Annotated in this window: 19 protein-coding genes and 1 pseudogene; 6 read left to right on the top strand and 14 right to left on the bottom strand. The window is 69.6% G+C overall.

The annotated features are described in order from the left end of the window. The 6 genes from ACGFSB_RS29340 to ACGFSB_RS29365 form a co-directional block, all read right to left on the bottom strand. Positions 1-4672 (bottom strand): beta-ketoacyl synthase N-terminal-like domain-containing protein (locus ACGFSB_RS29340; protein WP_393405455.1); only part of this gene is annotated, 4672 nt, incomplete at its 3' end. A gap of 217 nt (positions 4673-4889) precedes the next feature. Next, entirely contained in the window at positions 4890-5519 is a 630-nt protein-coding gene (locus tag ACGFSB_RS29345) for a LuxR C-terminal-related transcriptional regulator (protein WP_393405457.1), read from the bottom strand. Between the two features lie 194 nt (positions 5520-5713). Continuing rightward, complete coding sequence (locus ACGFSB_RS29350; RefSeq protein ID WP_393405459.1) at positions 5714-5932, bottom strand: ferredoxin; 219 nt, start codon at positions 5930-5932, stop codon at positions 5714-5716. Positions 5933-5934: 2 nt separating this feature from the next. Then, positions 5935-6984 carry a cytochrome P450 gene (locus tag ACGFSB_RS29355; RefSeq protein WP_393405461.1) on the bottom strand — a complete coding sequence of 350 codons (1050 nt, stop codon included), beginning with the start codon at positions 6982-6984 and terminating at the stop codon, positions 5935-5937. 322 nt (positions 6985-7306) lie between these two features. Next, positions 7307-8071 (bottom strand): thioesterase II family protein, encoded by a 765-nt coding sequence (locus ACGFSB_RS29360; protein ID WP_393405463.1) that lies wholly within the window; start codon positions 8069-8071, stop codon positions 7307-7309. 20 nt (positions 8072-8091) lie between these two features. Next, complete coding sequence (locus ACGFSB_RS29365) at positions 8092-9030, bottom strand: oxidoreductase (protein WP_393405465.1); 939 nt, start codon at positions 9028-9030, stop codon at positions 8092-8094. 82 nt (positions 9031-9112) lie between these two features. Between ACGFSB_RS29365 and ACGFSB_RS29370 the strand changes: the two genes are divergently transcribed. Then, on the top strand, positions 9113-9766 hold the full coding sequence (locus ACGFSB_RS29370) for a TetR family transcriptional regulator (RefSeq protein ID WP_393405467.1): 654 nt from the start codon (positions 9113-9115) through the stop codon (positions 9764-9766). A gap of 20 nt (positions 9767-9786) precedes the next feature. On the opposite strand, the gene ACGFSB_RS29375 is transcribed toward ACGFSB_RS29370, so the two are convergent. Continuing rightward, the gene (locus ACGFSB_RS29375; RefSeq protein ID WP_393405469.1) at positions 9787-10110 is read right to left on the bottom strand and encodes an HGxxPAAW family protein; all 324 of its coding nucleotides are present in this window, start codon (positions 10108-10110) and stop codon (positions 9787-9789) included. 76 nt (positions 10111-10186) lie between these two features. Here ACGFSB_RS29375 and ACGFSB_RS29380 point away from each other — a divergent pair, with 76 nt between their 5' ends. Next, entirely contained in the window at positions 10187-10654 is a 468-nt protein-coding gene (locus ACGFSB_RS29380) for a MarR family winged helix-turn-helix transcriptional regulator (RefSeq protein WP_393405471.1), read from the top strand. A 55-nt stretch (positions 10655-10709) separates the two neighbouring features. Here ACGFSB_RS29380 and ACGFSB_RS29385 read toward each other — a convergent pair whose 3' ends face one another. The 4 genes and pseudogenes from ACGFSB_RS29385 to ACGFSB_RS29400 all read right to left on the bottom strand — a co-directional run bounded on the left by ACGFSB_RS29385 (position 10710) and on the right by ACGFSB_RS29400 (position 13912). Continuing rightward, positions 10710-11138: a DUF1214 domain-containing protein gene (locus ACGFSB_RS29385; protein ID WP_393405883.1), complete on the bottom strand. Its 429-nt coding sequence runs from the start codon at positions 11136-11138 to the stop codon at positions 10710-10712. 456 nt (positions 11139-11594) lie between these two features. Beyond that, a pseudogene (locus ACGFSB_RS29390) lies at positions 11595-12055 on the bottom strand (DUF1254 domain-containing protein); the annotation flags it as partial. 126 nt (positions 12056-12181) lie between these two features. Next, positions 12182-12445: a type B 50S ribosomal protein L31 gene (locus tag ACGFSB_RS29395; RefSeq protein WP_393405473.1), complete on the bottom strand. Its 264-nt coding sequence runs from the start codon at positions 12443-12445 to the stop codon at positions 12182-12184. A 483-nt stretch (positions 12446-12928) separates the two neighbouring features. Continuing rightward, complete coding sequence (locus tag ACGFSB_RS29400) at positions 12929-13912, bottom strand: Ku protein (protein WP_393405475.1); 984 nt, start codon at positions 13910-13912, stop codon at positions 12929-12931. A 78-nt stretch (positions 13913-13990) separates the two neighbouring features. On the opposite strand from ACGFSB_RS29400, the gene ligD reads away from it, so the two are divergent. Continuing rightward, positions 13991-14938 carry a non-homologous end-joining DNA ligase gene (ligD, locus tag ACGFSB_RS29405; RefSeq protein WP_393405477.1) on the top strand — a complete coding sequence of 316 codons (948 nt, stop codon included), beginning with the start codon at positions 13991-13993 and terminating at the stop codon, positions 14936-14938. Further along, complete coding sequence (locus ACGFSB_RS29410) at positions 14935-15876, top strand: DNA ligase (RefSeq protein WP_393405479.1); 942 nt, start codon at positions 14935-14937, stop codon at positions 15874-15876. Before ligD ends, ACGFSB_RS29410 begins: the two co-directional genes overlap by 4 nt. Before the next feature lie 38 nt (positions 15877-15914). Here the strand turns inward: ACGFSB_RS29410 and ACGFSB_RS29415 are convergent, their stop codons facing one another. Both ACGFSB_RS29415 and ACGFSB_RS29420 read right to left on the bottom strand, forming a co-directional pair. Beyond that, positions 15915-17060: an RNA polymerase sigma factor gene (locus ACGFSB_RS29415; RefSeq protein ID WP_393405885.1), complete on the bottom strand. Its 1146-nt coding sequence runs from the start codon at positions 17058-17060 to the stop codon at positions 15915-15917. 8 nt (positions 17061-17068) lie between these two features. Then, positions 17069-17476, bottom strand: a complete 408-nt coding sequence (locus ACGFSB_RS29420) for a YciI family protein (protein WP_393405887.1) — start codon at positions 17474-17476, stop codon at positions 17069-17071. 194 nt (positions 17477-17670) lie between these two features. Between ACGFSB_RS29420 and ACGFSB_RS29425 the strand changes: the two genes are divergently transcribed. Continuing rightward, positions 17671-18099, top strand: coding sequence for a nuclear transport factor 2 family protein (locus ACGFSB_RS29425; protein WP_393405481.1), 429 nt, complete (start codon positions 17671-17673; stop codon positions 18097-18099). A gap of 27 nt (positions 18100-18126) precedes the next feature. On the opposite strand, the gene ACGFSB_RS29430 is transcribed toward ACGFSB_RS29425, so the two are convergent. Continuing rightward, positions 18127-18930 (bottom strand): nuclease-related domain-containing protein, encoded by an 804-nt coding sequence (locus ACGFSB_RS29430; protein ID WP_393405483.1) that lies wholly within the window; start codon positions 18928-18930, stop codon positions 18127-18129. 347 nt (positions 18931-19277) lie between these two features. Here ACGFSB_RS29430 and ACGFSB_RS29435 point away from each other — a divergent pair, with 347 nt between their 5' ends. Further along, the gene (locus ACGFSB_RS29435) at positions 19278-19940 is read left to right on the top strand and encodes a class F sortase (protein WP_393405486.1); all 663 of its coding nucleotides are present in this window, start codon (positions 19278-19280) and stop codon (positions 19938-19940) included. Position 19941 lies beyond the last annotated feature (1 nt).

Below are 19941 nucleotides of genomic sequence, written 5' to 3' on the forward strand. Positions count from 1 at the left end.
TACGAGCCGCAAACACCGGCGAAAACTCCAACAACTCCCGCGCCATACCCACCCACTGCGACCCCTGACCAGGAAACACAAACACCACACCACCAGCCCCAGCCCCAGCACGCCCCGCAATCACACCCGACGCCAACCGCCCCGCCGCCAACTCACCCAAACCCGCAACCAGCTCACCACGATCACCACCCACCACAACCGCCCGATGCTCCAACACCGCACGCCCCCCAGCCAACGTGAACCCCACATCACGCAGACCCAGATCCCCACCCTCACTCACCCACGCCAACAACCGCCCCGCCTGCTCCGCCAACCCCACCTCACTCCGCGCCGACAACACCCACGGCACCTCCGACGCATCCACCACAACCGGCACATCAGCCGACGGCAACTGCACCTCAACCGGCGCCGCCTCCAGAATCACGTGCGCATTCGTCCCGCTGATACCGAAGGCCGACACCGCCGAACGACGCGGCCTCTCCAGCTCCGGCCACTCCTGCTGCGACGTCAGCACACTGACGGCGCCGGACTCCCAGTCGACGTGACGCGACGGCGTGGAGACGTTCAGCGAGCGCGGCATGACGCCATGGCGCAGCGCCTGCACCATCTTGAGGACACCGACGACGCCCGCGGCCTCCTGAAGGTGACCGATGTTGGACTTGACGGAGCCCAGCCACAACGGCCGGTCCATATCCCGTCCTTGGCCATACGTGGCCAGCAGCGCCTGCGCCTCGATCGGGTCACCCAGCGACGTACCCGTACCGTGCGCTTCCACCACATCCACATCAGCCGACGTCAGCCGCGCACTGGCCAGCGCATCACGAATCACCCGCTGCTGCGCAGGCCCGTTCGGCGCGGTCAGACCATTACTGCCACCGTCCTGATTCACCGCCGACCCACGCACCACCGCCAGCACCTCATGCCCCAGACGCCGCGCGTCCGAGAGGCGTTCCACCACGATCAGGCCGACACCTTCGCCCCAGCCTGTGCCGTCGGCGTCGTCGGAGAACGGCTTGCAGCGGCCGTCGGCGGAGAGACCGCGCTGGCGGGAGAACTCGACGAACATGCCGGGCGTGGACATCACCGTCACACCGCCGGCCAACGCCAACGAGCACTCACCGTTGCGCAGCGACTGCACCGCCAGATGCAGCGCCACCAGCGACGACGAGCACGCCGTATCCACCGTCAACGCCGGACCCTCCAGGCCCAGTTGATACGAGATCCGGCCTGACGCCACGCTGGAGGTGTTGCCGGTGAGCCGAAATCCCTCCGTGCCGTCGGCGGGGGCGTCGAGGTGCGGGCCGTACTCCATGTTCGTGGCGCCGATGAACACGCCGGTCCTGCTGCGCCGCAGGCCGTCCGGGTCGATACCGGCCCGCTCCAGGGATTCCCACGCGGTCTCCAGGAGCAGCCGCTGCTGCGGGTCCATCGCCGCCGCCTCCCGCGGACTGATCCCGAAGAACTCCGCGTCGAAGTCCCCCGCCCCGGACAGGAACCCACCCCGGCGCGTGTAGGTCGTGCCCGGGTTCGCCGGGTCCGGGTCGTAGAGGTTCGCCAGATCCCAGCCACGGTCGTCGGGGAATTCGGATGTGGCGTCCACGCCGTCGGCGAGGGCCTGCCACAGCCGCTGCGGCGAGTCGATCCCGCCGGGCAGGCGGCAGGCCATGCCGACGATGGCGATGGGGTCGTCGTCGGCGGCCGTCGTGAGGGCGGCGTCCTGCACCGTGTCCGCGCTGTCCGCGCTGTCCGGGACGCCGAGGCCCTGGTCGTTCAGATGCGCGGCGAGGTCCCGCAGCGTCGGGTAGTCGAAAAGGATGCTGGCGGGCATCCGCAGGCCGGTCGCCGAGACGAGGCGGTTGCGCAACTGTACGGACAGGCCGGAATCCAGGCCGAGGTCACGGAAGGTCGCGTCGGGGTCGCCGGCGGCGGTACCGGTGATCTGCGCCATGTGGTCGGCCAGCCAGCGGACCAGGAAACCGTCCGGTTCGCTGCGGACGCGCTCGCGCAGGGCGAGCGTCGCGGAACTCAGGTGCTGTTCGGTCTCCTCGGGTGCCGGGCGTTCATCGAGCCAGTACCGCCGGCGCTGGAAGGCGTAAGTGGGGAGATCGACGGTGCGGGCCTCTCCGACTGCCGCGGCCCAGTCGACGGGGACACCGGCGGCCCAGGCTTCGGCGAGACCGGTGAGCAGCGCCTGCGGTTCGGGGCGGTCGCGGTGCTGCAGCGCCACCGCGAGTTCCGTCTCGGACGTCGCGACGAGCGGGGTCAGCGCGCTGCCGGGGCCGAGTTCGACGAACCGGGTCACGCCCTGCTCGCGGCAGGTGGCGAGCGCATCGTGGAAGCGGACCGTGGCGCTGAGGTGCCCGATCCAGTACTCCTCCGTCAGCTGCGCCCCGGCCTGTCCGGTGACGGTCGAGATGATCGGGATGCCGGGCTCGGACACGGTGATGCCACGGATGCGGCGGGCGAACTCGTCGAGCATGGGAGTCATCAGCGGCGAGTGGGCGGCGTTCTGGACGCGCAGCCGGCTCGTGCGGTGGCCGCGGGCGCGGAACGCGTCGGCGATCCGGGTGACCGAGGCGTCGGCGCCGGAGAGCACGACGGCGCGTGGTCCGTTGATGACACCGACCGAGACGTCGTCGACGCCGTCGAGGGCCTCGAGGAGCTCCTCCTCCGTCGCTTCGACCGCGATCATGGCGCCGCCGGGCGGCAGGTCCCCCATGAGTTCGCCGCGGGCGGCGACGAGTGCGGCGGCGTGGGCCAGCGGCAGCGCACCGGACACATGGGCGGCGACGATCTCGCCGAAGGAGTGGCCGACGAGCAGATCGGGGGTGACGCCCCAGGAGGTGACCAGGCGGTGGAGGGCAACCTGGAAGGCGAAGAGGGCGGGCTGCATGTAGCGCATACCGTCGAGTGCCTCGGCGGCGGCCTCGTCGTCGACGCCGCCGAGCAGCACCGCGCGCAGGTCGAGTCCGGGGACGAAATGGTCGAGCACCTCGTCGAGGGCCCGCGCGAACACCGGGTACGTCTCGTACAGTTCGCGCCCCATGCCGACGCGGTGCGAGCCGACGCCGGAGAACAGGAATGCGGTACGCCCCGCGGTGGCGACGCCGCTCAACGCTTCGTCGTGCAGCCGGGTCAGGCTCGCGGTGAGGCTCTCCCGGTCGTCGCCGACGACGACGGCTCGGTGCTCGAACGCGGACCGTCCGGCCGCCAGCGTCCGGGCGACGTCGGCGGCTTCGGCGTCCGGACGCTGCTCGAGGTGGGTGAGCAGCCGGCCGGCCTGGGCGTCGAGGGCGCGGCCGGTGCGGGCCGACAGGACCCAGGGCACGGGGCGGGCGGTCGCGGGCCGGGCCACCGGGGTGCCGGGCACGGCGGCGGGCGGTGCTTCGGTCAGGACGACGTGGCAGTTGGTGCCGCCGACACCGAACGAGCTGACGCCCGCGACGAGTTGGGCGTCGGGGGCGGGCCAGGCTGCGAGCTGGGTCTGTACCCGTAGATTCAGCTCGGCCAGCGGGATCGCCGGGTTGGGGGCGGCGAAGTGCAGGCTGGGCGGCAGCTGGCGGTGGCGCAGGGACAGCGCGGCCTTGAGCAGGCCCACGATGCCGGCGGCGGCCTCGAGATGGCCGACATTCGTCTTGACGGAGCCGACCCGCAGCGGCTCCCGGCCGACGGCGCTGCGGCCGATGACGTCAGAAACGGCGGTGGCCTCGACGGGGTCGCCGACCGGGGTGCCGGTGCCGTGCAGTTCGACGTACTGGACGGTGTCGGGGCTGATCCCGGCGTCGGCGTAGGCCCGGCGCAGGACGTCCCGCTGGCCCGCGACGTCGGGGTCGGTGAGGCGGTCGCCGCCACCGTCGTTGTTGACGGCGCTGCCCTGGATGACGCAGTAGACACGGTCACCGTCGGCGATGGCTCGGGCGAGCGGCTTGAGCAGGACCACACCGCCGCCCTCGCCGCGGACGAATCCGTCGGCGCTCTCGTCGAAGGTGGCGCAGCGGCCCTTGGCGGACAGGGCGCCGAGACCGGCGGTGGCCCGCATACTCTCCGGCGAGAGGATCAGGTTGACGCCGGCCGCGAAGGCCAGATCGGAGTCGCCGCTGCGGATGCTCTCGCAGGCCAGGTGGACGGCGACCAGCGACGATGCCTGCGCCGCGTCGACGGCGAGGCTGGGGCCCCGCAGGCCGAGGTACCAGGAGACCCGGTTGGCGATGATGGCTCGGTGCCGGCCCGTGAAGTCGTGCAGTTCACCGCTGCCGGCCGCGTCGCCGCGGGCGGCGAGGGTCGCGTAGTCGTCGGACGAGACGCCCACGAACACACCGGTGCGCGAGCCCCGCAGCCGGTCGCCGGGGACACCGGCATCCTCCATCGCCTCCCACATCAGCTCGAGTGCGAGCCGCTGCTGGGGGTCCATGGCGGCCGCCTCGTCGGGGCCGACGCCGAAGAACGCGGCGTCGAATCCCGCGACCTCGTCCAGGAAGCCACCACGCCAGGACCGGCTGCCCTCGCCGCGCTCCCGCGGCCAGGGCGAGACGGCGTCGGTGCCCTCCGACAGAAGCCGCCACAGCTCTGCGGGGGTTGACGCCGAGGGGACTCGGCAGGAGGCTCCGATCACTGCGATAGCGGTGTCGTGGGCGCCGCCCGTCCCCTGGTCACCTGACGTGGATGCCTTCATACGGCGAGTATCTGCTTCCGACCGGAGGCAGGACTTCGGCCAGAGGACGGTGCTCGGAAGCCGGGCTCAGGTACTGCACGGGGCCGTGGAACCTGGACCTTCGACCAGGGGCCGGCCCTGGTCCGACGACGGGGATAGGCCCTGGTCCGACGACGGGGGTAGGCGCACGGTCGGAACCGTGCGCCTACCCCCGTTCGTACGCTCTGCCGCTGCGCCCTTACACGGCCGGCGCCAACGCGATCAGCTGGGCCCGAGACGCCACATGGGCCTTCGCGAGCACATTGGAGACGTGGAACTTGATCGTCTTCTCGCTCAGGCCAAGGCGGCGGGCGATCTCTTTGTTCGCCATGCCCCACCGCACCAGCTGGAGCACCTCGGACTCACGCGAGGTCAGCGGTGCGTGGGTGGGCACCGCCGCCAGGTGTCGCGGGAGTACGGCGCGCGTCATCTTGAGCAGCGCCCCGCTGAGGCCGGGCGAGACATAGCAGGTGCCGTCCGTGGCCCGATGTACCGCCTCGACGAGTTCCTCCTCGGGATCGTCGCAATGCACGAGAGCGTGCACGTTCACCTGGGTGGAACGCATCCAGTGTGTGGCGGTGTCCATGTCGGCCACGATCACGAGGGCGGCGGCGCCGTCGAGTTCCTGAACATGGCTGATTTGCAACTGTCCTTCCAGCACCACGACGTCCGGTTCACATGACTCCGCCACCGACAGGAGCTCACCGGCGTCGGCGGCCTCGCCCACGACGGAGAATTCCGGATCCTGCTCCAGCGCCCTGCGAATACCGAGACGCGTGTAAGGATGCGCAGCACATACGATAATTCGCACCTTTATTCTATGATCCACCTCGAAGAACCCCCGCTCTTTTTAGCTGCTCTCCCCTGTCACGCAAAATTAACGCAGGGGCATAGAATGAGCTTGCGGGTAGCGCATTCCTCCGTCCGCCTGTGCCCACCGAGAAGAACTCGGCGGGCACAGGACGGGATTCGCTTCGCGAATCGAAATGCGTTTCCCGGCGCGTTTCCACCCTTACTGGGCGGTCACTTTTCCATTGCGTGGGGTACGCGATGCTCGACCTCGATCGCACCCACCGGGCACATCTGGGCGGCCGTCTCGACCAGCTCGTGCAGGTCCTCGGACGGCTCGGCGATCTGCAGCAGCACCAAGCCCTCCCGGTCGTCCTGGTCGAACACCTCCGGGACCGTCACCACGCAGTTCCCGGCCCCCGCGCACAGCTCCCTGTTCACCGTGACTCGCATGGTCACCACGTCACCGGCAGCTCGGCGACCCCGAACGTCACCGCCATGGGACGTTGCGGGACATCGGCGAGGGGCAGCTCGGAGCGCAGCTTCGGGAAGCGGCGGGCGAGTTCCACGAGCGCGACCCGCAGCTCCGCACGGGCAAGTGGCTGACCAATACACTGGTGCAGGCCGAAACCGAACGCCATGTGGCGGTGCGCCTCACGCCGCTTGGGGTCGAACAGCTCCGGGTCGGTGAAGACCGAGTGGTCCCTGTTGGACATCGCGAGCATCGCCACGACGCCCTCGCCCGCACGAATCCTCTGACCGCCGATCTCCGTGTCCTCCATGGCGAGGCGCGGCAGTCCCGTACGGACGACGGTGAGGTAGCGCAGCAGCTCCTCGACCATGCCCGAGGCCAGCTCCGGTTCCTCGCGCAGGGCCTCGAGGTGCTCGGGGTGTTGCAGGAGCACCAGGGCCGAGAGCCCGATCATGTTCGCAGTGGTCTCGTGCCCCGCGACGAGCAGGAGCATGGCCAGGCTGACCAGTTCGTCCTTGCGCAGCTCGCCGGTGTCCACCCGCTCGATCACGAGCCGGCTGAGCAGGTCATCGGCAGGATCGTTCCGCTTGGCGTCGACCAGGTCCCCGAGGAGACCGGCCAGGGCGCCGAGGGCCGCTTCGACCTCCGCCGGACCGGACTTCCGGTCCATGATCACGCCACTGTGCTTCTGGAAGAAGTCGTGGTCGGCGTACGGAACACCGAGCAGATGGCAGATCGTCATCGACGGCACCGGCAGCGCGAACTCGGACATCAGGTCCGCGGGCGCGCCCATCTCCCGCATCCGCTCCAGCGCCTCGACCACCGTCTCCTCGATCAGCGGCTCGATCCGCCGGATGTTCTTGATCATGAACTCGGCGGTCAGCATCCGCCGGAAGCGGCTGTGCGCGTCGCCGTCCATGAAGATGAACAGTCCCGACGCGTCGTCCTGCTTCGGCGGAATCGGGTTCAGCACCGGGAACCCCGGCTTGTACTGATCGGAGCTGAAGCCCGGGTGCCGCAGCAGCTGCCGCACATCCTCATGCTGGGTGATCAGCCAGGCCCACCCCCCGAAAGGAAGTCGGACTTTACCAACGGGCCCCTCGAGTCGTTCCAGTTCGGCCCCTTTGACAGGAATGAACGGATTGTCGTCCGGACCAATGAACGGGTATGCCGGCAGGCCGGCAACATCTATCTCGGTCACGTCCCCCACGTCGTACAACCCCTCGCAAGACTAGGCATCCGAAAGAGGAATTCAGCCTAACGGGTAGTTGCCGGAAAAACCTTCGGCAGTGAGCTAGTTCACACAGCCTGCGCCTTGCCATCTAGCTGTTAATTACCCACCTTGCAATAGCTATTTATAAAACTCGGGTCAAAATCCTCCGGGACACCACCGCGGCTACGCTCTGCCTCTGTTCTGTCAGATAGAAATGGTCGCCCGGGTAGGTATCCATCTCGAAACCGCCGTCGGTGTGGTCGGCCCATGAGCGCGCCTCGTCGAGGGTCACTCGGGGATCCTCGGTGCCGACCTGCGCGTGAACGGGAGCGGCCAGGCGGGGCCCGGGTGCATAGCGGTAGGTCTCGGCCGCCTTGTAGTCGCTACGGAGCGCGGGCAGCACCATCCGCAGCAGATCCTCGTCCTCGAAGACCCGCGGGTCGGTACCGCTGAGCGAGCACACCTCCGCGATCAAGCCCCGGTCGTCGCGCAGATGCACCGGGGCCGCGTTCTCGCGCAGCCGGGACGGTGCACGTCTGCCGGAGACGAAGACGGCGAGCGGCGTCATCCCTCGCTGCTCCAGGCGCAGAGCCAGCTCGAAGGCGACCATGGCGCCCATGCTGTGCCCGAAGATGGCGAACGGCCGGTCGGCCCACGGGAGCACCTCGTCGACCAGCGCGTCGGCCAGGCCGGTGATGGAGTCCACGCACGGCTCGTGCCGACGGTCCTGGCGCCCCGGGTACTGAACGGTGAGCGCCTCGATGTCGGGTCCGAACGAGCGGGCGAACGGAAGGTAGAACGACGCGGAGCCGCCTGCGTGCGGCAAACACAGCAGCCTCGCGCGCGCCTGCTCGGCCGGCTTGTACCGGCGGATCCAGGGACTGCTCTCGGCGGTCTTCGCGGTCACCTCTGCACCTTTCGGAACACTCAGGCGGCAGCCGGGAACGTGAACCGCACGGAGGTCATCTCCTCCGACAGGTCCCACAGCCGACGGCCGCTCTCCGCGTCCGCGGCCCGCGGCGCAAGCTCCACCGTCTTCGGGGCGCCGCGCAGCTCGGCCATGCCGTCAGGACCGATGAACTCTCCACCCTGCACACCGGGGGCGGTCGCCGCGAAGAGCGTGGACAGCGCGCCCTGGTCCGGCGTCTGGGCGAGCGGCAGCAGGAGACGGCCGAAGAGGAACTTCACCATGCCGGTCGGCGTGCTGGTCTGCAGGTTGGTCGAGGTGTAGCCGGGGTGGGCGAGCACGCTGCGGATCGAGCTGCCGGCCGTGGTCAGCCGCTGATGGAGCTGCCAGCCGAAGACGGCGTTGGCCAGCTTCGACTGGTTGTAGTAGCCCATGGGCGAGTACTTCTGCTCACCGGTGAGGTCGTCGAAGAAGAGCGTGGCCTGACGGTGATTGGGCGAGCTCACCGTGACGACACGAGGGTCGTCCCCGGCCTCGAGGAGGTCGAGCAACAGGCCGGTGAGCGCGAAGTGACCCAGGTGGTTCGCCGCGAACTGCACCTCGTAGCCCTGCGCGCTGAGCGTCCTGCTGGGCGGCGCCATCAGGCCGGCGTTGTTGACGAGCACATCCAAGCGCGCGTGATCCGCGTGCAGTTGGTCAGAGAAGTCACGGACCGAGTCCAGATCCGCCAGGTCGACGCGGCGCACCTCAAGATCGGCACCGGGGATCTCGGCGGTGATCTGCGCGACCGCGGCGCGCCCCTTGGCCTCGTCCCGCACGGCGAGGATCACGTGCGCGCCCTTGCGGGCCAGTGCCCGGGTGGTCGCCAGGCCAAGACCACTGTTGGCTCCGGTGACGACGAACACACGCTTGCTCAGGTCGGAAATCTGCTCGGCGGTCCAGCCACGCTGATTACTCATACGACACACGCTGCCCGACGTGGCATCCAGTGTCAAGCTGAACCCTTGGTGCCAGAAAGGGCATGAAGTGTATTCTGAGGCAGTGAGTACCCACCCTGAAGTGAGCCTGGCCCAGCGCAAGCGTCAGCTCGTCTCGGACGAGCTGACGGGAGCCGCACTGCATCTGCTGGCCCGGAAGGGGTTCGACGCGGTCACGGTCGACGAGATCGCGTCCGTCGCAGGCGTGTCCAAGCGGACCTTCTTCCGGTACTTCGCGTCCAAAGAGGACGTGGTGATCCAGTTCCTGGCGGAGATGGGCACCAACATGCGCGCGGAGCTGGCGGGCCGCCCGGCGCGGGAACCGCTGTCGCTGGCACTGCGGCACACCGTCCGGGTCTCCGTCGACGCCTGCGCGGGCCACACCGAACAGGCCCTGCGCATCGTGCAGTTGATACTGGGCACGCCCGCCCTCCTCGCCCGCTTCCTGGAGCGCCAGGCGCAGTGGCGCGACGAGCTGGCCGAAGAGCTGGCTGCCCGCCTGGAGCTGGATCCGCGTGCCGGCCTGTACGCGCAGCTGGCCGCCGGTATCGCCCTGTCCGCCTTCAGCACGGTGCTGCAGCGGTGGAGCACCAGCGGCGGCGCCGAGGACCCCACCGCGCTGACCGACCAGGTCTTCGCCATGATCGCCCCGGCACTGGACGCGGTCGCGAAGTCGGCGTCCCAGGAACGGGTGGAGGGGTTCACGGCACCGGAGTGAGCCCCTCGCACCGATGGCCGTCAGGAAGCGTCGGCCGTACGAACCCGGCCGCCACGCCGTCCAGCCATCCGGCACCCGAGGCAGTCCGTGTGCCCCGCACGCACGGACAGGTCCCGCACCGACATGCGACGCTGGTCGGCGCTCCGCGGAACGGGCGGCTTACCCCACCCCGCGAGATGCAGGACCCACGTGACCAGCAGTGCGGCCACCAGGACTCCGAGGCCCAGCCAGATTCCCGGGCGCCAGCCGACAACGCCCACCCCGATGACCAGAGCCCCCACCGTGGCAACGGCAGACCCTACCCATCCCGCGACGGTGTGCCCGTCGTCGTGGTGTCCACTCACGTACCTGCCTCCTTGCGCCTGCGGGCTACAATGCCTTAGCAAGTGAGGAATTTATCTTACGCACTAAGGGAATTCAATGGAGGGCAAGCCGCGCCCCACCGCCGCCGCCGCGGAAGCGATCGCCGCACTGGACGATCTCGTGGCGACGAACCTCGTCGGCCGCGAGGAGTTCGCCCGGAATCTGGGGCTGAGCGTCAAGGACCTCGTCTGCTTCGCGCACGTCCTGGAAGCCGATGGCACGCCGGTCACGGCTGGTGATCTGGCCGGACGCGCTCACGTCACGACGGGTGCGGTGACCGGCATCCTCAACCGACTGGAGCGCGGGGGCTTCGTGGCCCGCTGCCCGGACACCGCCGACCGGCGCCGGGTACTCATCACCGCGGTCCCGGCCGCCACCGAACGCGTGCAGGCCGTCTACGGTCCGTACACCACGCTGCTCACCGAGCTCAGCGCGGACTACTCGCCGGACGAGATCGCGGTGATCGCCGACTGGCTCAAGCGTGCCGGCGCGCTGGCACACACGTACCTGGACGGATCGTGCTGAGGTGGGCAGCCGCCGGCCGCCGACAGGCCCTTGAGGGCGGCGTGCCAGACGGTTCCTAGCCGCGGCGGATCGGCGGCAGCTCGTACGTGCCGTCGAAGACCGCGGCGTGCGGCGTGTACATCCGCAGGATCGGGCGGAAGTGGCCGCTGGGGGTGGGCAGCCAGTTGGCGGCCGTCTTGTCGTCCGCGGGGCGCTGAGGCTGGAGGCGAAGAGTGAGGGAGCCGTCGTCGTCGTAGCTCAGGCCGGGGGTACGGTCGCCGATCGAATAGCGTTCGATGGAATTCGCGACCAGGTAATAGTCCGGCAGTCCGTACATCGTGATCGACCAGAACGCGTCCACGGGTGGCGGCTTCTCGAAGCGCAGGGTGTACGACTGCTCGCCCTCCAGGGGCTGTCCGTCGCCGTCGTTCCACGCCATCGCGTACGCCGCTTCATAGGCGTGATTGCCCCAGAGCCCGGCGCGGGCCGACGCGGCGCGCACCATGCGGCCCAACTCCCGGTCTGTGTAGATCCATTGGGCATCCTTGAGCGTGCCGACCTCGAAGTAGTCGGCGTTGTAATCGAAGGCGTGGTACGTCAGCCGCCAGCCGTTCTGCTCCGGGCTTTCGCCGTTCCGTGAGGCGTCCTCGACCTTCTCCCGACCTACGGCGAAGCCCGCGCGAAGGGCTTCGGCGAGCTCCGGCTCCGGCAGCGCGTAGGGACTCTGCGCGTCCAACAGGCCGAGCGGGGCGAAGCGTTGCTGATACCTGAGGTCGGCCGGCGCGGGCGGGAAGGCGGCCGTTCGGGCCCGCAGCTTCTCGAAGAAGAGCAGCTCCGGCTCGTCATCGGAGATGTACGTGTAGGTCGGAAGACCGCGGGGCTCGCCGGAGGCCGTCCAGTACGGCTCCAGGAGCGTGTCCTCCTGGAGGGCCCGCACCGCCGCCACGTCGTCCGGCCCTGCGCACGCCCACCGCCCGACGATCGTCGCCACCTCGGTCGGTACGGAGATCTGCGTGGCGCCCAGCGGGACCTCCTCGTCCCAGCCGGGCGGCGTGAGCAGGTAACTTGCCGCCCCGGTGCCGGTCGCGCGGCGTCCGACGTACGCGAAGTTGTTGGTCCACGCGTCCACGAACTGCAGGACGTAGTAGCGCCCTGCCGTGTCCGGCACGTCAGAAGCAGGGCGCCACCGGACAGGTCGAGCAGGGCCAGCGAATAGATGGTGTCGTTGTTGACGCTCACGAAGGGGTCGTCCGGGCCCGCCAGTTTGTCGGCGTGACTGAACTCGTTGAACGGCGCGGGGCCCATCGAGCCCATGCCCTTGCGGGAGAAGCGGTCGACTTCATCGAGGTTGGACACCATCGGGTAGCCGTAGATGTACGCCTCGGCCGCCAGCGCCTGGAGATCGGTCGTGCCGTCGGTCATACCCGCCGCCTTCTCGTGGTCGAGCTCGTCCGTGATCAAGGTTCTAGGGCCATGGTCGGGCCGCCGTGCCCCTCTTGCCACTCCTGCGGCACTTCGCGGCGTGGCGCGGTTCGGTCGGCCCGCTGATCACTCCGGGGCACCCGGGGGTCCCTGGTCGCCGAACCGGCGCTCGAACTTGGCCACCTGCCCTTCGGAGTCCACGACGCGGGCGCGGCCGGTGTAGAAGGGGTGGCTCTCGGAGGAGATCTCCACCTCGACCAGCGGATACGTCTCACCGTCGTCCCACTCGATCGTCTGATCGCTAGCTGCGGTGGACCGAGTGAGGAAGGCGTAGCCCGCCGATCGATCCCGGAAAACCACGGGGCGGTAGTTGCCCTTGTCCTGAGTCATTCCTCAAGGGTCACCGCGAGGCGCGGTCCAGGCGAGCCTGGGGACGCCAGGCGGAGTACGGGCCCCTGCCGGGGGTGGGGCGGGGGCCTCTCCCCCCGCAGCCTTGCCTGCACCGAACAAGCCTTTCCCGCCCACCCGCCCGATTGCCCCGCAGCGATTGAGGGGGTGGGCGGGTGGGTCGGCAGCGGGCAGGGCGTGTGGGCAGGGCGGTGTGGTGGGGTGGTGAACTCGTCGGCAGAGGAGCGAACACGCCCCTGCCGACGAGGGCTCGGCCCCGATGCACCTGCTGTCGGCAGCGCTCGCGCGGGGTCGTGTCGGTATTTCCGCCCGGAGCACGGTTCCCAGAACTCCGGTGCCGCAGCACCCACGCGCTCAGACCGTGATAGCGAGGACGGACATACCGGCGCGGCCCCGCTGCCCAGACAAACCGAAGCCGCTACACAAACCCCCACCCCACCCGCCACAGGCGCCGCAGGCCTCCCCCTAAGCCGACGTCCGCTTCTTCGCCGCAGGCTTCTTCGCAGCGGCCTTCGACGTGGACTTCTTAGCCGCCGCCTTCGACGTGGACTTCTTAGCCGCCGCCGTCGACTTCTTGCCGCCCACCTCCTTCGGCGCCGAAGGAGCGGCCCGCTTCCGCCCGCCCCGCGCCAGCGGCGTCACCTTGCCCTCGCCCTCACCCTCGCCCCGCGCCGTCTTCGCCGCGCGAACACTGCTCTCCAGGGCCGCCATCAGATCGATCACCTTGCCCCCACCCGCCTCCGCCCCCGCAGCAGCCGGCTCCGCAGGACTCGTACCGCCGACCTTGGCGGCGATGAGTTCCTCCACCGCCGAGCGGTAGTCGTCGTGGAGGGAGTCCATGTCGACCTCCCCCAGCGTGTCCATCAGCGCGTCCGCCAGGTCCAGCTCCGCGTCCCGCACCGTGACGTGGGACTCCGGAGCCACTCCCTCCGGAGCACGGATCTCGTCCGGCCACAGCAGCCCGTGCATCGCGATCACGTCGTCCACCACCCGCAACATGCCGAGCCGCTCCCGCCCCCGCAGCGCGAACTTGGCGATCGCCACCTTCTGGCTCCGCTTCAGCGCCTCCCGCAGCAGCGTGTACGGCTTCGCAGCGGGGACCCCGTTTGCCGACAGGTAGTACGCGGCGTCCATCTGCAGCGGATCGATCCGGTCCGCCGGGACGAAGGCGACGATCTCGATCGTCCTGGCCGTCGGGATCGGCAGCGCCGAGAGATCCTCGTCCGTGATCGGGATGATCGAGCCGTCCGCGTCCTCGTACCCCTTGCTGATCTCGGCGGACGTCACCTCCCGCTCCTCCAGCTCGCACACCTTGCGGTAGCGGATCCGGCCCCCGTCCTCCGTATGGATCTGCCGGAAGGAGACCGAGTGGTTCTCGGTGGCGTTCACGAGCTTGATCGGGATGCTGACAAGACCGAAGGAGATCGCACCGTTCCATATGGATCGCACGTCAGGCACCTCTCAGCAGCCGAGTATCGATTCGATACGACTCACACCGATACATCCCATTCGTGGGATTCTCATCGTATGACGCCGATCACCGAAGTGGAGGGGCGGCGACTGGCCCTCAGCAATCTCGACAAGGTCCTCTACACCGCATCCGGGTTCACCAAGGGCGAGATGCTGCACTATTACGCAAGCACCGCCGACGCCCTCCTCCCCCATCTCCACAACCGTCCGCTCTCCTTCCTCCGCTACCCGGACGGCCCCGACGGCCAGCTCTTCTTCGCCAAGAACGTGCCGCCCGGCACCCCCACCTGGGTGCACACCGCAGACGTTCCCCGCTCGGACGGACACGGCCGGCAGATCCTCGTGAACGACCTGGCCACACTGATGTGGGCGGCCAATCTCGTGACCGAGTTCCACACCCCGCAGTGGCAGGCGGACGCCCCCGCCCTCGCCGACCGGCTCGTCCTCGACCTGGACCCCGGCGCCCCCGCCACCGTCGTCGAGTGCTGCCGGGCAGGACTCTGGCTGCGCGAGCGCCTCCAGGCCGACGGCCTGCGCGCCTACGCGAAGACCTCAGGATCCAAGGGCCTGCACCTGCTCTGCCCCCTGGAGCCGACGCCCTCCGATCAGGTCACCGCGTACGCGAAACAGCTCGCCAAGGAGGCCGAGGCCGAGCTCCCCTCCCTGGTCGTCCACCGGATGACGCGCAGCCTGCGCCCCGGGAAGGTCTTCGTCGACTTCAGCCAGAACGCCGCGGCGAAGACGACCGCCACCCCCTACACGCTCCGAGCCCGCGCCGAACCGACGGTCTCCACGCCCGTGACCTGGGAGGAAGTCGAGGAGTGCGGCACCCGGGCAGGCCGCCCGACCGACGACCCACCACTCCGCAACCCACCCCGCGAACCAACAGACCTCCTCTTCCTGGCCACCGACATCGCACCCCGCCTCCAGCAGCACGGAGACCTCCTGGCCCCCCTCACCGACCCGGACCAGGCACGCCCCCTCCCCCGCAAGGCCCGTTCATGACCACCCCGAACCCGATGCCCACTCCCATCGAGGTCCGACCACCGGTCGACGTCATGCGCCCCCGCCCGGTGGACGAGATCCCCGGGCACGACACCGGCAGCACGGCTGGAGGCTTCCAGTACTCCGTCAAGCTCGACGGATTCCGCGCCCTCGCCTTCGTCCTCGACGACGGAAAGGTCTTCTTGCAGTCACGCTCGCACAGGGACCTCTCCAGGGAATTCCCCGAGATCGCCGCATACCTGCGAGACCACCTGCCCCCCGGAACCGTGCTGGACGGCGAATTGTGCGCCTACCGCGAGGGCCGACTGAGCTTCACCGACCTGCTCCGGTCCCACAGCGATCGCGAGCGGTCGGGAGTCCCGGTGTCCTACATCGCGTTCGACATCCTCGCCGTCCCCGGCCGGGACGTCAGGGCCCTGCCCTTGAGGGACCGGTGGGAGCTGCTCGGAGCGGCGCTTCAGGACATCGACCCGCCCCTTCAGCGCGTACTGGCGACGCTGGACGAGGAAACAGCCCACACCTGGTTCCACGACATGAGAGCCGTGGGCGTCGAAGGGATCGTGGCGAAGGCACTGAACTCGCCCTATCGGGCAGGAGGAACCTGGGCCTGGCGGAAGATCCGCCATTCCGATACGCGGGACGGCGCACTGCTCGGCGTTTTCGGCCCGGCAGAGCGACCGCGGGCACTTCTCGTCCAGCTTCCTGACGATCGCCCCGATGACCGCACCGATGACCGCACCGTGAAGACGTCGCCCCAATTGACCCCGACGCAGTCACAGCAGGTCGGCGAGCTGGTCCGCGGTCGCGTGGGAGAGCTGACGGAGCACCCGGATCACGGGCCCGTGCGGCTGCTCACCGAGCCTTTCCTCGTGGAAGTGCGCCAGGCGGTAGGACGCCACGAGACGACCCGCTTCATCCGCGTACGACCCAACGAGTGAGCACCGCCGCGACATCAGCGGCAACAGCAACATCAACGTCAGCGCCGGCGAAGCGCGTTGAGCCGCGCAGCCTGGCGCATCAGGTGATCGCGTTCGGGGAGGTTGGGTGCCGTGTGGGCCGCCTCGGCGTAGAGGCGCGCCGCAGTGGCCAGGTCGCCGTCGCGTTCGTAGAGGTACGCGGCGACGGCGGTGTGGCGGGGCAGCGAGTCGTCCAGGGGCGCGAGCGCGGCCAGACCCGCGCGCGGTCCGTCGGCCTGGCCGACGGCGACCGCGCGGTTGAGCTGGACGACCGGGCTGTCGGTCAGTTGCGCGAGCTCGTCGTACCACTCGACGATCTGCACCCAGTCGGTCTCATCGGCGGTGGGCGCGTCGGCGTGGAGTGCCGCGATGGCGGCCTGGGCCTGGAACTCGCCGAGACGGTCACGGGCGAGCGCCGCCTGGAGGATGTGGACGCCCTGGGCGATCGAAGCGGTGTCCCACCGCCCGCGGTCCTGCTCGGCGAGCGGCACCAGGCTGCCGTCGGGCGCGGTCCGGGCGGCGCGCCGGGCATGGTGGAGCAGCATGAGGGCGAGCAGCCCTGCCACCTCGGGGTGATCGACCTGGGCCGCGAGCTGCCGGGTGAGCCGGATGGCCTCGGCGGCCAGGTCGACGTCGCCGGAGTAGCCCTCGTTGAAGACGAGGTAGAGGACACGCAGCACGGTCGCGACGTCGCCGGTCTTGTCGAAACGCACGGCGGAAACGGTGCGTTTGGCCCGGCTGATGCGCTGGGCCATGGTCGCCTCCGGCACCAGGTAGGCCTGGGCGATCTGACGGGTGGTGAGACCGCCGACGGCGCGCAGCGTCAGCGCGACCGCGGACGACGGCGTCAGTGAGGGGTGGGCGCACAGGAAGTAGAGCTGGAGCGTGTCGTCCACCGCGGGTGCGGGTCCGGGCGCGGGCTCCTCCTCGACGCGGTCCTCACGCCGACGGCGGGCGGTGTCCGCGCGGGTCGCGTCGAGGAACTTGCGCCAGGCCACGGTGACCAGCCAGCCCTTGGGCTCCCGCGGGGGGTCGGCGGGCCAGACGCGAGCCGCCTCGACCAGGGCGTCCTGCACCGCGTCCTCGGCCGCCGCGAAGTCTGCTCCGCGGCGGACGAGGACGGCGAGCACGCTCGGCGTGAGGCTCCTGAGCAGGACCTCGTCCATCTGGGCGGTCACTCCGTGACGATGTCGTGCGAGCCCAGGAAGGGGCGCAGCTCGAGCCACTCGTGGATCGGCTTCCCGCCCGCCCCGGGAGCGGCCGACAGCTCCCCGGCCAGCTCCAGGGCACGCTCGTGACTGTCGACGTCGATCACCATCCAGCCCGCGATGAGGTCCTTGGTCTCGGCGAAGGGGCCGTCGGTGACCGGCGGGCGGCCCTCACCGTCGTACCGCACGAAGGTGCCCTCGGCGGCGAGCGCCTGACTGTCGACGAACTCGCCGGTCCCCTCGAGACGGGCCGCGAAATCCCTCATGTACTGCACGTGGGCCGTGATCTCCTCCGGCGTCCACTGGTCCATGGGCACGTCGTTGTGCGAAGCCGGAGCGCCACGGTAGTGCTTGAGCAGCAAGTACTTGGCCATGATGTTCTCCTCGGTGCTGGTGCGGTCCATTGTGGCCGCGTTCACTACGGGGACGGAGCCGATCACGGGTTCTCGACATCGCCGCCCACATCCTTCTTTGTGACTGGCGTCACAGCTAATCAAGTTTGACTACTGCCCGAATCGAGCATACATTCCTCCACGTAGGCAAGCTTGACTAGAGAACCGGAGACCACATGACCGTTCTGCCCGAGACCGGATACGTCCCGACCGACGAGGACCGCGCGAGCCTCGCCGCCTGGTTCACCGAGTACGACGCCCACAGCGCCAAGCGCGACGTGGAGCGCATGGCCGACCTGGCCGTCTTCCCGCTCAACCTGGTCAGTGACGACTCCGCGGGCGACGGGCGCTCCGCGCAGTGGGACCGGGAGCAGTTCGTCGGGACGATGACGCAGGTGATGGGGGACGGGAGCGACGACATCACCTTCGAGTCCACGCGCACCCCCGTCTTCCTCTCCCCCGCCATGGCTGTGGTCTTCACCGACTCGGTGATGACCGCCAACGGCGAGACACAGCGGCTCCGCTACGCCGACATCCTGCTGAAGCGGGGCGGAGCCTGGGCGTTCCAGACCATGATCCAGGGCGGCTGGGGGGACAACCTCTAGAAGGGCCCTGGATCCGCTGGAAGGGCCCTAGATCCGCAGCCACGTACCTCTGTCCCGCGCCATCGCGTGCAGCGCCTCCACATCCGCCGGTTTCAGTACGCCGCCCACGCCCGCCAGCGAGGACACCTCCCCGTCGCGCACGACACGCACCTCGCGCGGCGGGGCCGCCATGTCGAGATCCGTCGCCCCGCAGAGTGCGAGGACGGGGCGGATCTCGGCGGTCAGCGCGAAGGAGGCCCGGCCGGCGTCGGCGCGGATCTCCCTCAGGAGTGGACGCGGGTCCGCGCGGCCGACCATGACCATCGGGTCGGCGACGCGGACCCGCTGCTTGCGGGCGGCGAGCGTGTGGACGCTGAACAGACCGCCGGGGCCGATCAAGAGGTGGTGGATGCGGGCACCGCCGGGCAGCGGGACCGAGTGCAGGGTGTGCCAGCCCGCGCCTTCGAGGCCGTCCAGCACCTCGCCGACGGCCTGCTCCGCGGCGAGCGCCCGCTGCCGGGGATCGGCGCGCAGCCTGCGGGCAGGGGCCGGGTCGCGGTCCAGGGAGATCAGGAGGGCCTCGCCGGGGCGGTTCGGGGCGAGGTCGTCGTCCGGGTGCAGGGCGAGGCGGGCCAGCTCCACGGGGGTCGGGACGGGCGGCGGGCCGACCGAGAAACCGCCTGCCAGGAAGGGTGCGAGGACGCGAAGGACATCGTCCCTGCGGTCCTCGCTGAGCAGGTTGACGCGCGCCGCGTCCCTGTCGTACCACGCGATGTTCCTGCCGTCCGCGAGACAGACGTACAGCCGCTCCTGCCCGTGCCGCCAAGCCGGTATGACGCGCAGTCCGCTCATGCATCACCACCCCACGGACCATGGGAGCAGCAAGGACATGCCTGGGGCAAGAACCTGGGCAAGAACCTGAGCGACGCGGAAGCAGGTCGGGGCTCACGCATCAGCACCCGTAATCGCACCGTCGATCCCACCCGCAACAGCACCCGCAACAGCACCCGCAACAGCACCCGCATCAGCACCCGCATCAGCACCCGCATCAGCACCCGCATCAGCACCCGTGACAGCACCGCTCCCGCAGTTAAGTCCCGCTGTTACATAGTCGACGAATCGCCGCAATGGCGGACATCTAGGTTCGGAGAGACGTCTGACGCCCCTCCCCCGCAGCAAGGCCACCCCCAGGAGCCCCCGTGAGCACCCCCACCGAAGAAGCCTCCGCCCCCACCCCTGTCCCCACCAAGCGCCGCCCCACCACCCGCATCGCTGCCGCCGCCACCCTGACCGCCGCCCTCGGCATCGGCCTCATCGCCTGCGGCCAGGGCGGCTCCGGCCCGCCGGCACCCGACGTCAAGGTCGACAACGCCGCCGCCGCACCGACAGCACGCACCGCCCACACCCCCCTCGAGAAGTCCCGGCCGACCGGCCTCCGGATTCCGGCGGCCGGTGTCGACGCCACCTCGATGCTCGGCCTCGACCTCGGCCCGGACGACGCGCTCGACGTGCCACCCGTCGACAAAGCGGACGAGCCGGGCTGGTGGACCGGCGGCGTCACGCCGGGCGAGAAGGGGGCGGCCGTACTGGTGGCCCACTACGACACGGCGAAGGGCCCCGCGCTGATGAAGGACGTGGGGAAGGTCAGAATGGGGGACAAGATCGAGGTACCGAGAGCGGACGGGAGTACCGCGACGTTCAAGGTGCGCGCGATTGAACAGGTGGATAAACAGAACTTCCCCACCCATAAGGTGTACGGGGCGACCGACCGCCCCGAGCTGCGCCTGCTGACCTGTGGCGGACCGGTCAAGGACGGTCACCGCACCGACAACATCATCCTCTACGCCGACCTCACGCCGTAGC

It is taken from the genome of Streptomyces sp. NPDC048441 (assembly GCF_043200235.1).
Classification (GTDB): domain Bacteria; phylum Actinomycetota; class Actinomycetes; order Streptomycetales; family Streptomycetaceae; genus Streptomyces.

Excerpts from the sequence above, each read along its gene's own strand:
- ligD (WP_393405477.1), top strand. The coding sequence starts at position 13,991 with ATGACGCCGATCACCGAAGTGGAGGGGCGGCGACTGGCCCTCAGCAAT.
- ACGFSB_RS29430 (WP_393405483.1), bottom strand. The coding sequence starts at position 18,930 with ATGAGCGGACTGCGCGTCATACCGGCTTGGCGGCACGGGCAGGAGCGG.
- ACGFSB_RS29350 (WP_393405459.1), bottom strand. The coding sequence starts at position 5,932 with ATGCGAGTCACGGTGAACAGGGAGCTGTGCGCGGGGGCCGGGAACTGC.
- ACGFSB_RS29365 (WP_393405465.1), bottom strand. The coding sequence starts at position 9,030 with ATGAGTAATCAGCGTGGCTGGACCGCCGAGCAGATTTCCGACCTGAGC.
- ACGFSB_RS29415 (WP_393405885.1), bottom strand. The coding sequence starts at position 17,060 with ATGGACGAGGTCCTGCTCAGGAGCCTCACGCCGAGCGTGCTCGCCGTC.
- ACGFSB_RS29395 (WP_393405473.1), bottom strand. The coding sequence starts at position 12,445 with ATGACTCAGGACAAGGGCAACTACCGCCCCGTGGTTTTCCGGGATCGA.
- ACGFSB_RS29385 (WP_393405883.1), bottom strand. The coding sequence starts at position 11,138 with ATGGTGCGCGCCGCGTCGGCCCGCGCCGGGCTCTGGGGCAATCACGCC.
- ACGFSB_RS29380 (WP_393405471.1), top strand. The coding sequence starts at position 10,187 with ATGGAGGGCAAGCCGCGCCCCACCGCCGCCGCCGCGGAAGCGATCGCC.
- ACGFSB_RS29425 (WP_393405481.1), top strand. The coding sequence starts at position 17,671 with ATGACCGTTCTGCCCGAGACCGGATACGTCCCGACCGACGAGGACCGC.
- ACGFSB_RS29410 (WP_393405479.1), top strand. The coding sequence starts at position 14,935 with ATGACCACCCCGAACCCGATGCCCACTCCCATCGAGGTCCGACCACCG.
- ACGFSB_RS29420 (WP_393405887.1), bottom strand. The coding sequence starts at position 17,476 with ATGGCCAAGTACTTGCTGCTCAAGCACTACCGTGGCGCTCCGGCTTCG.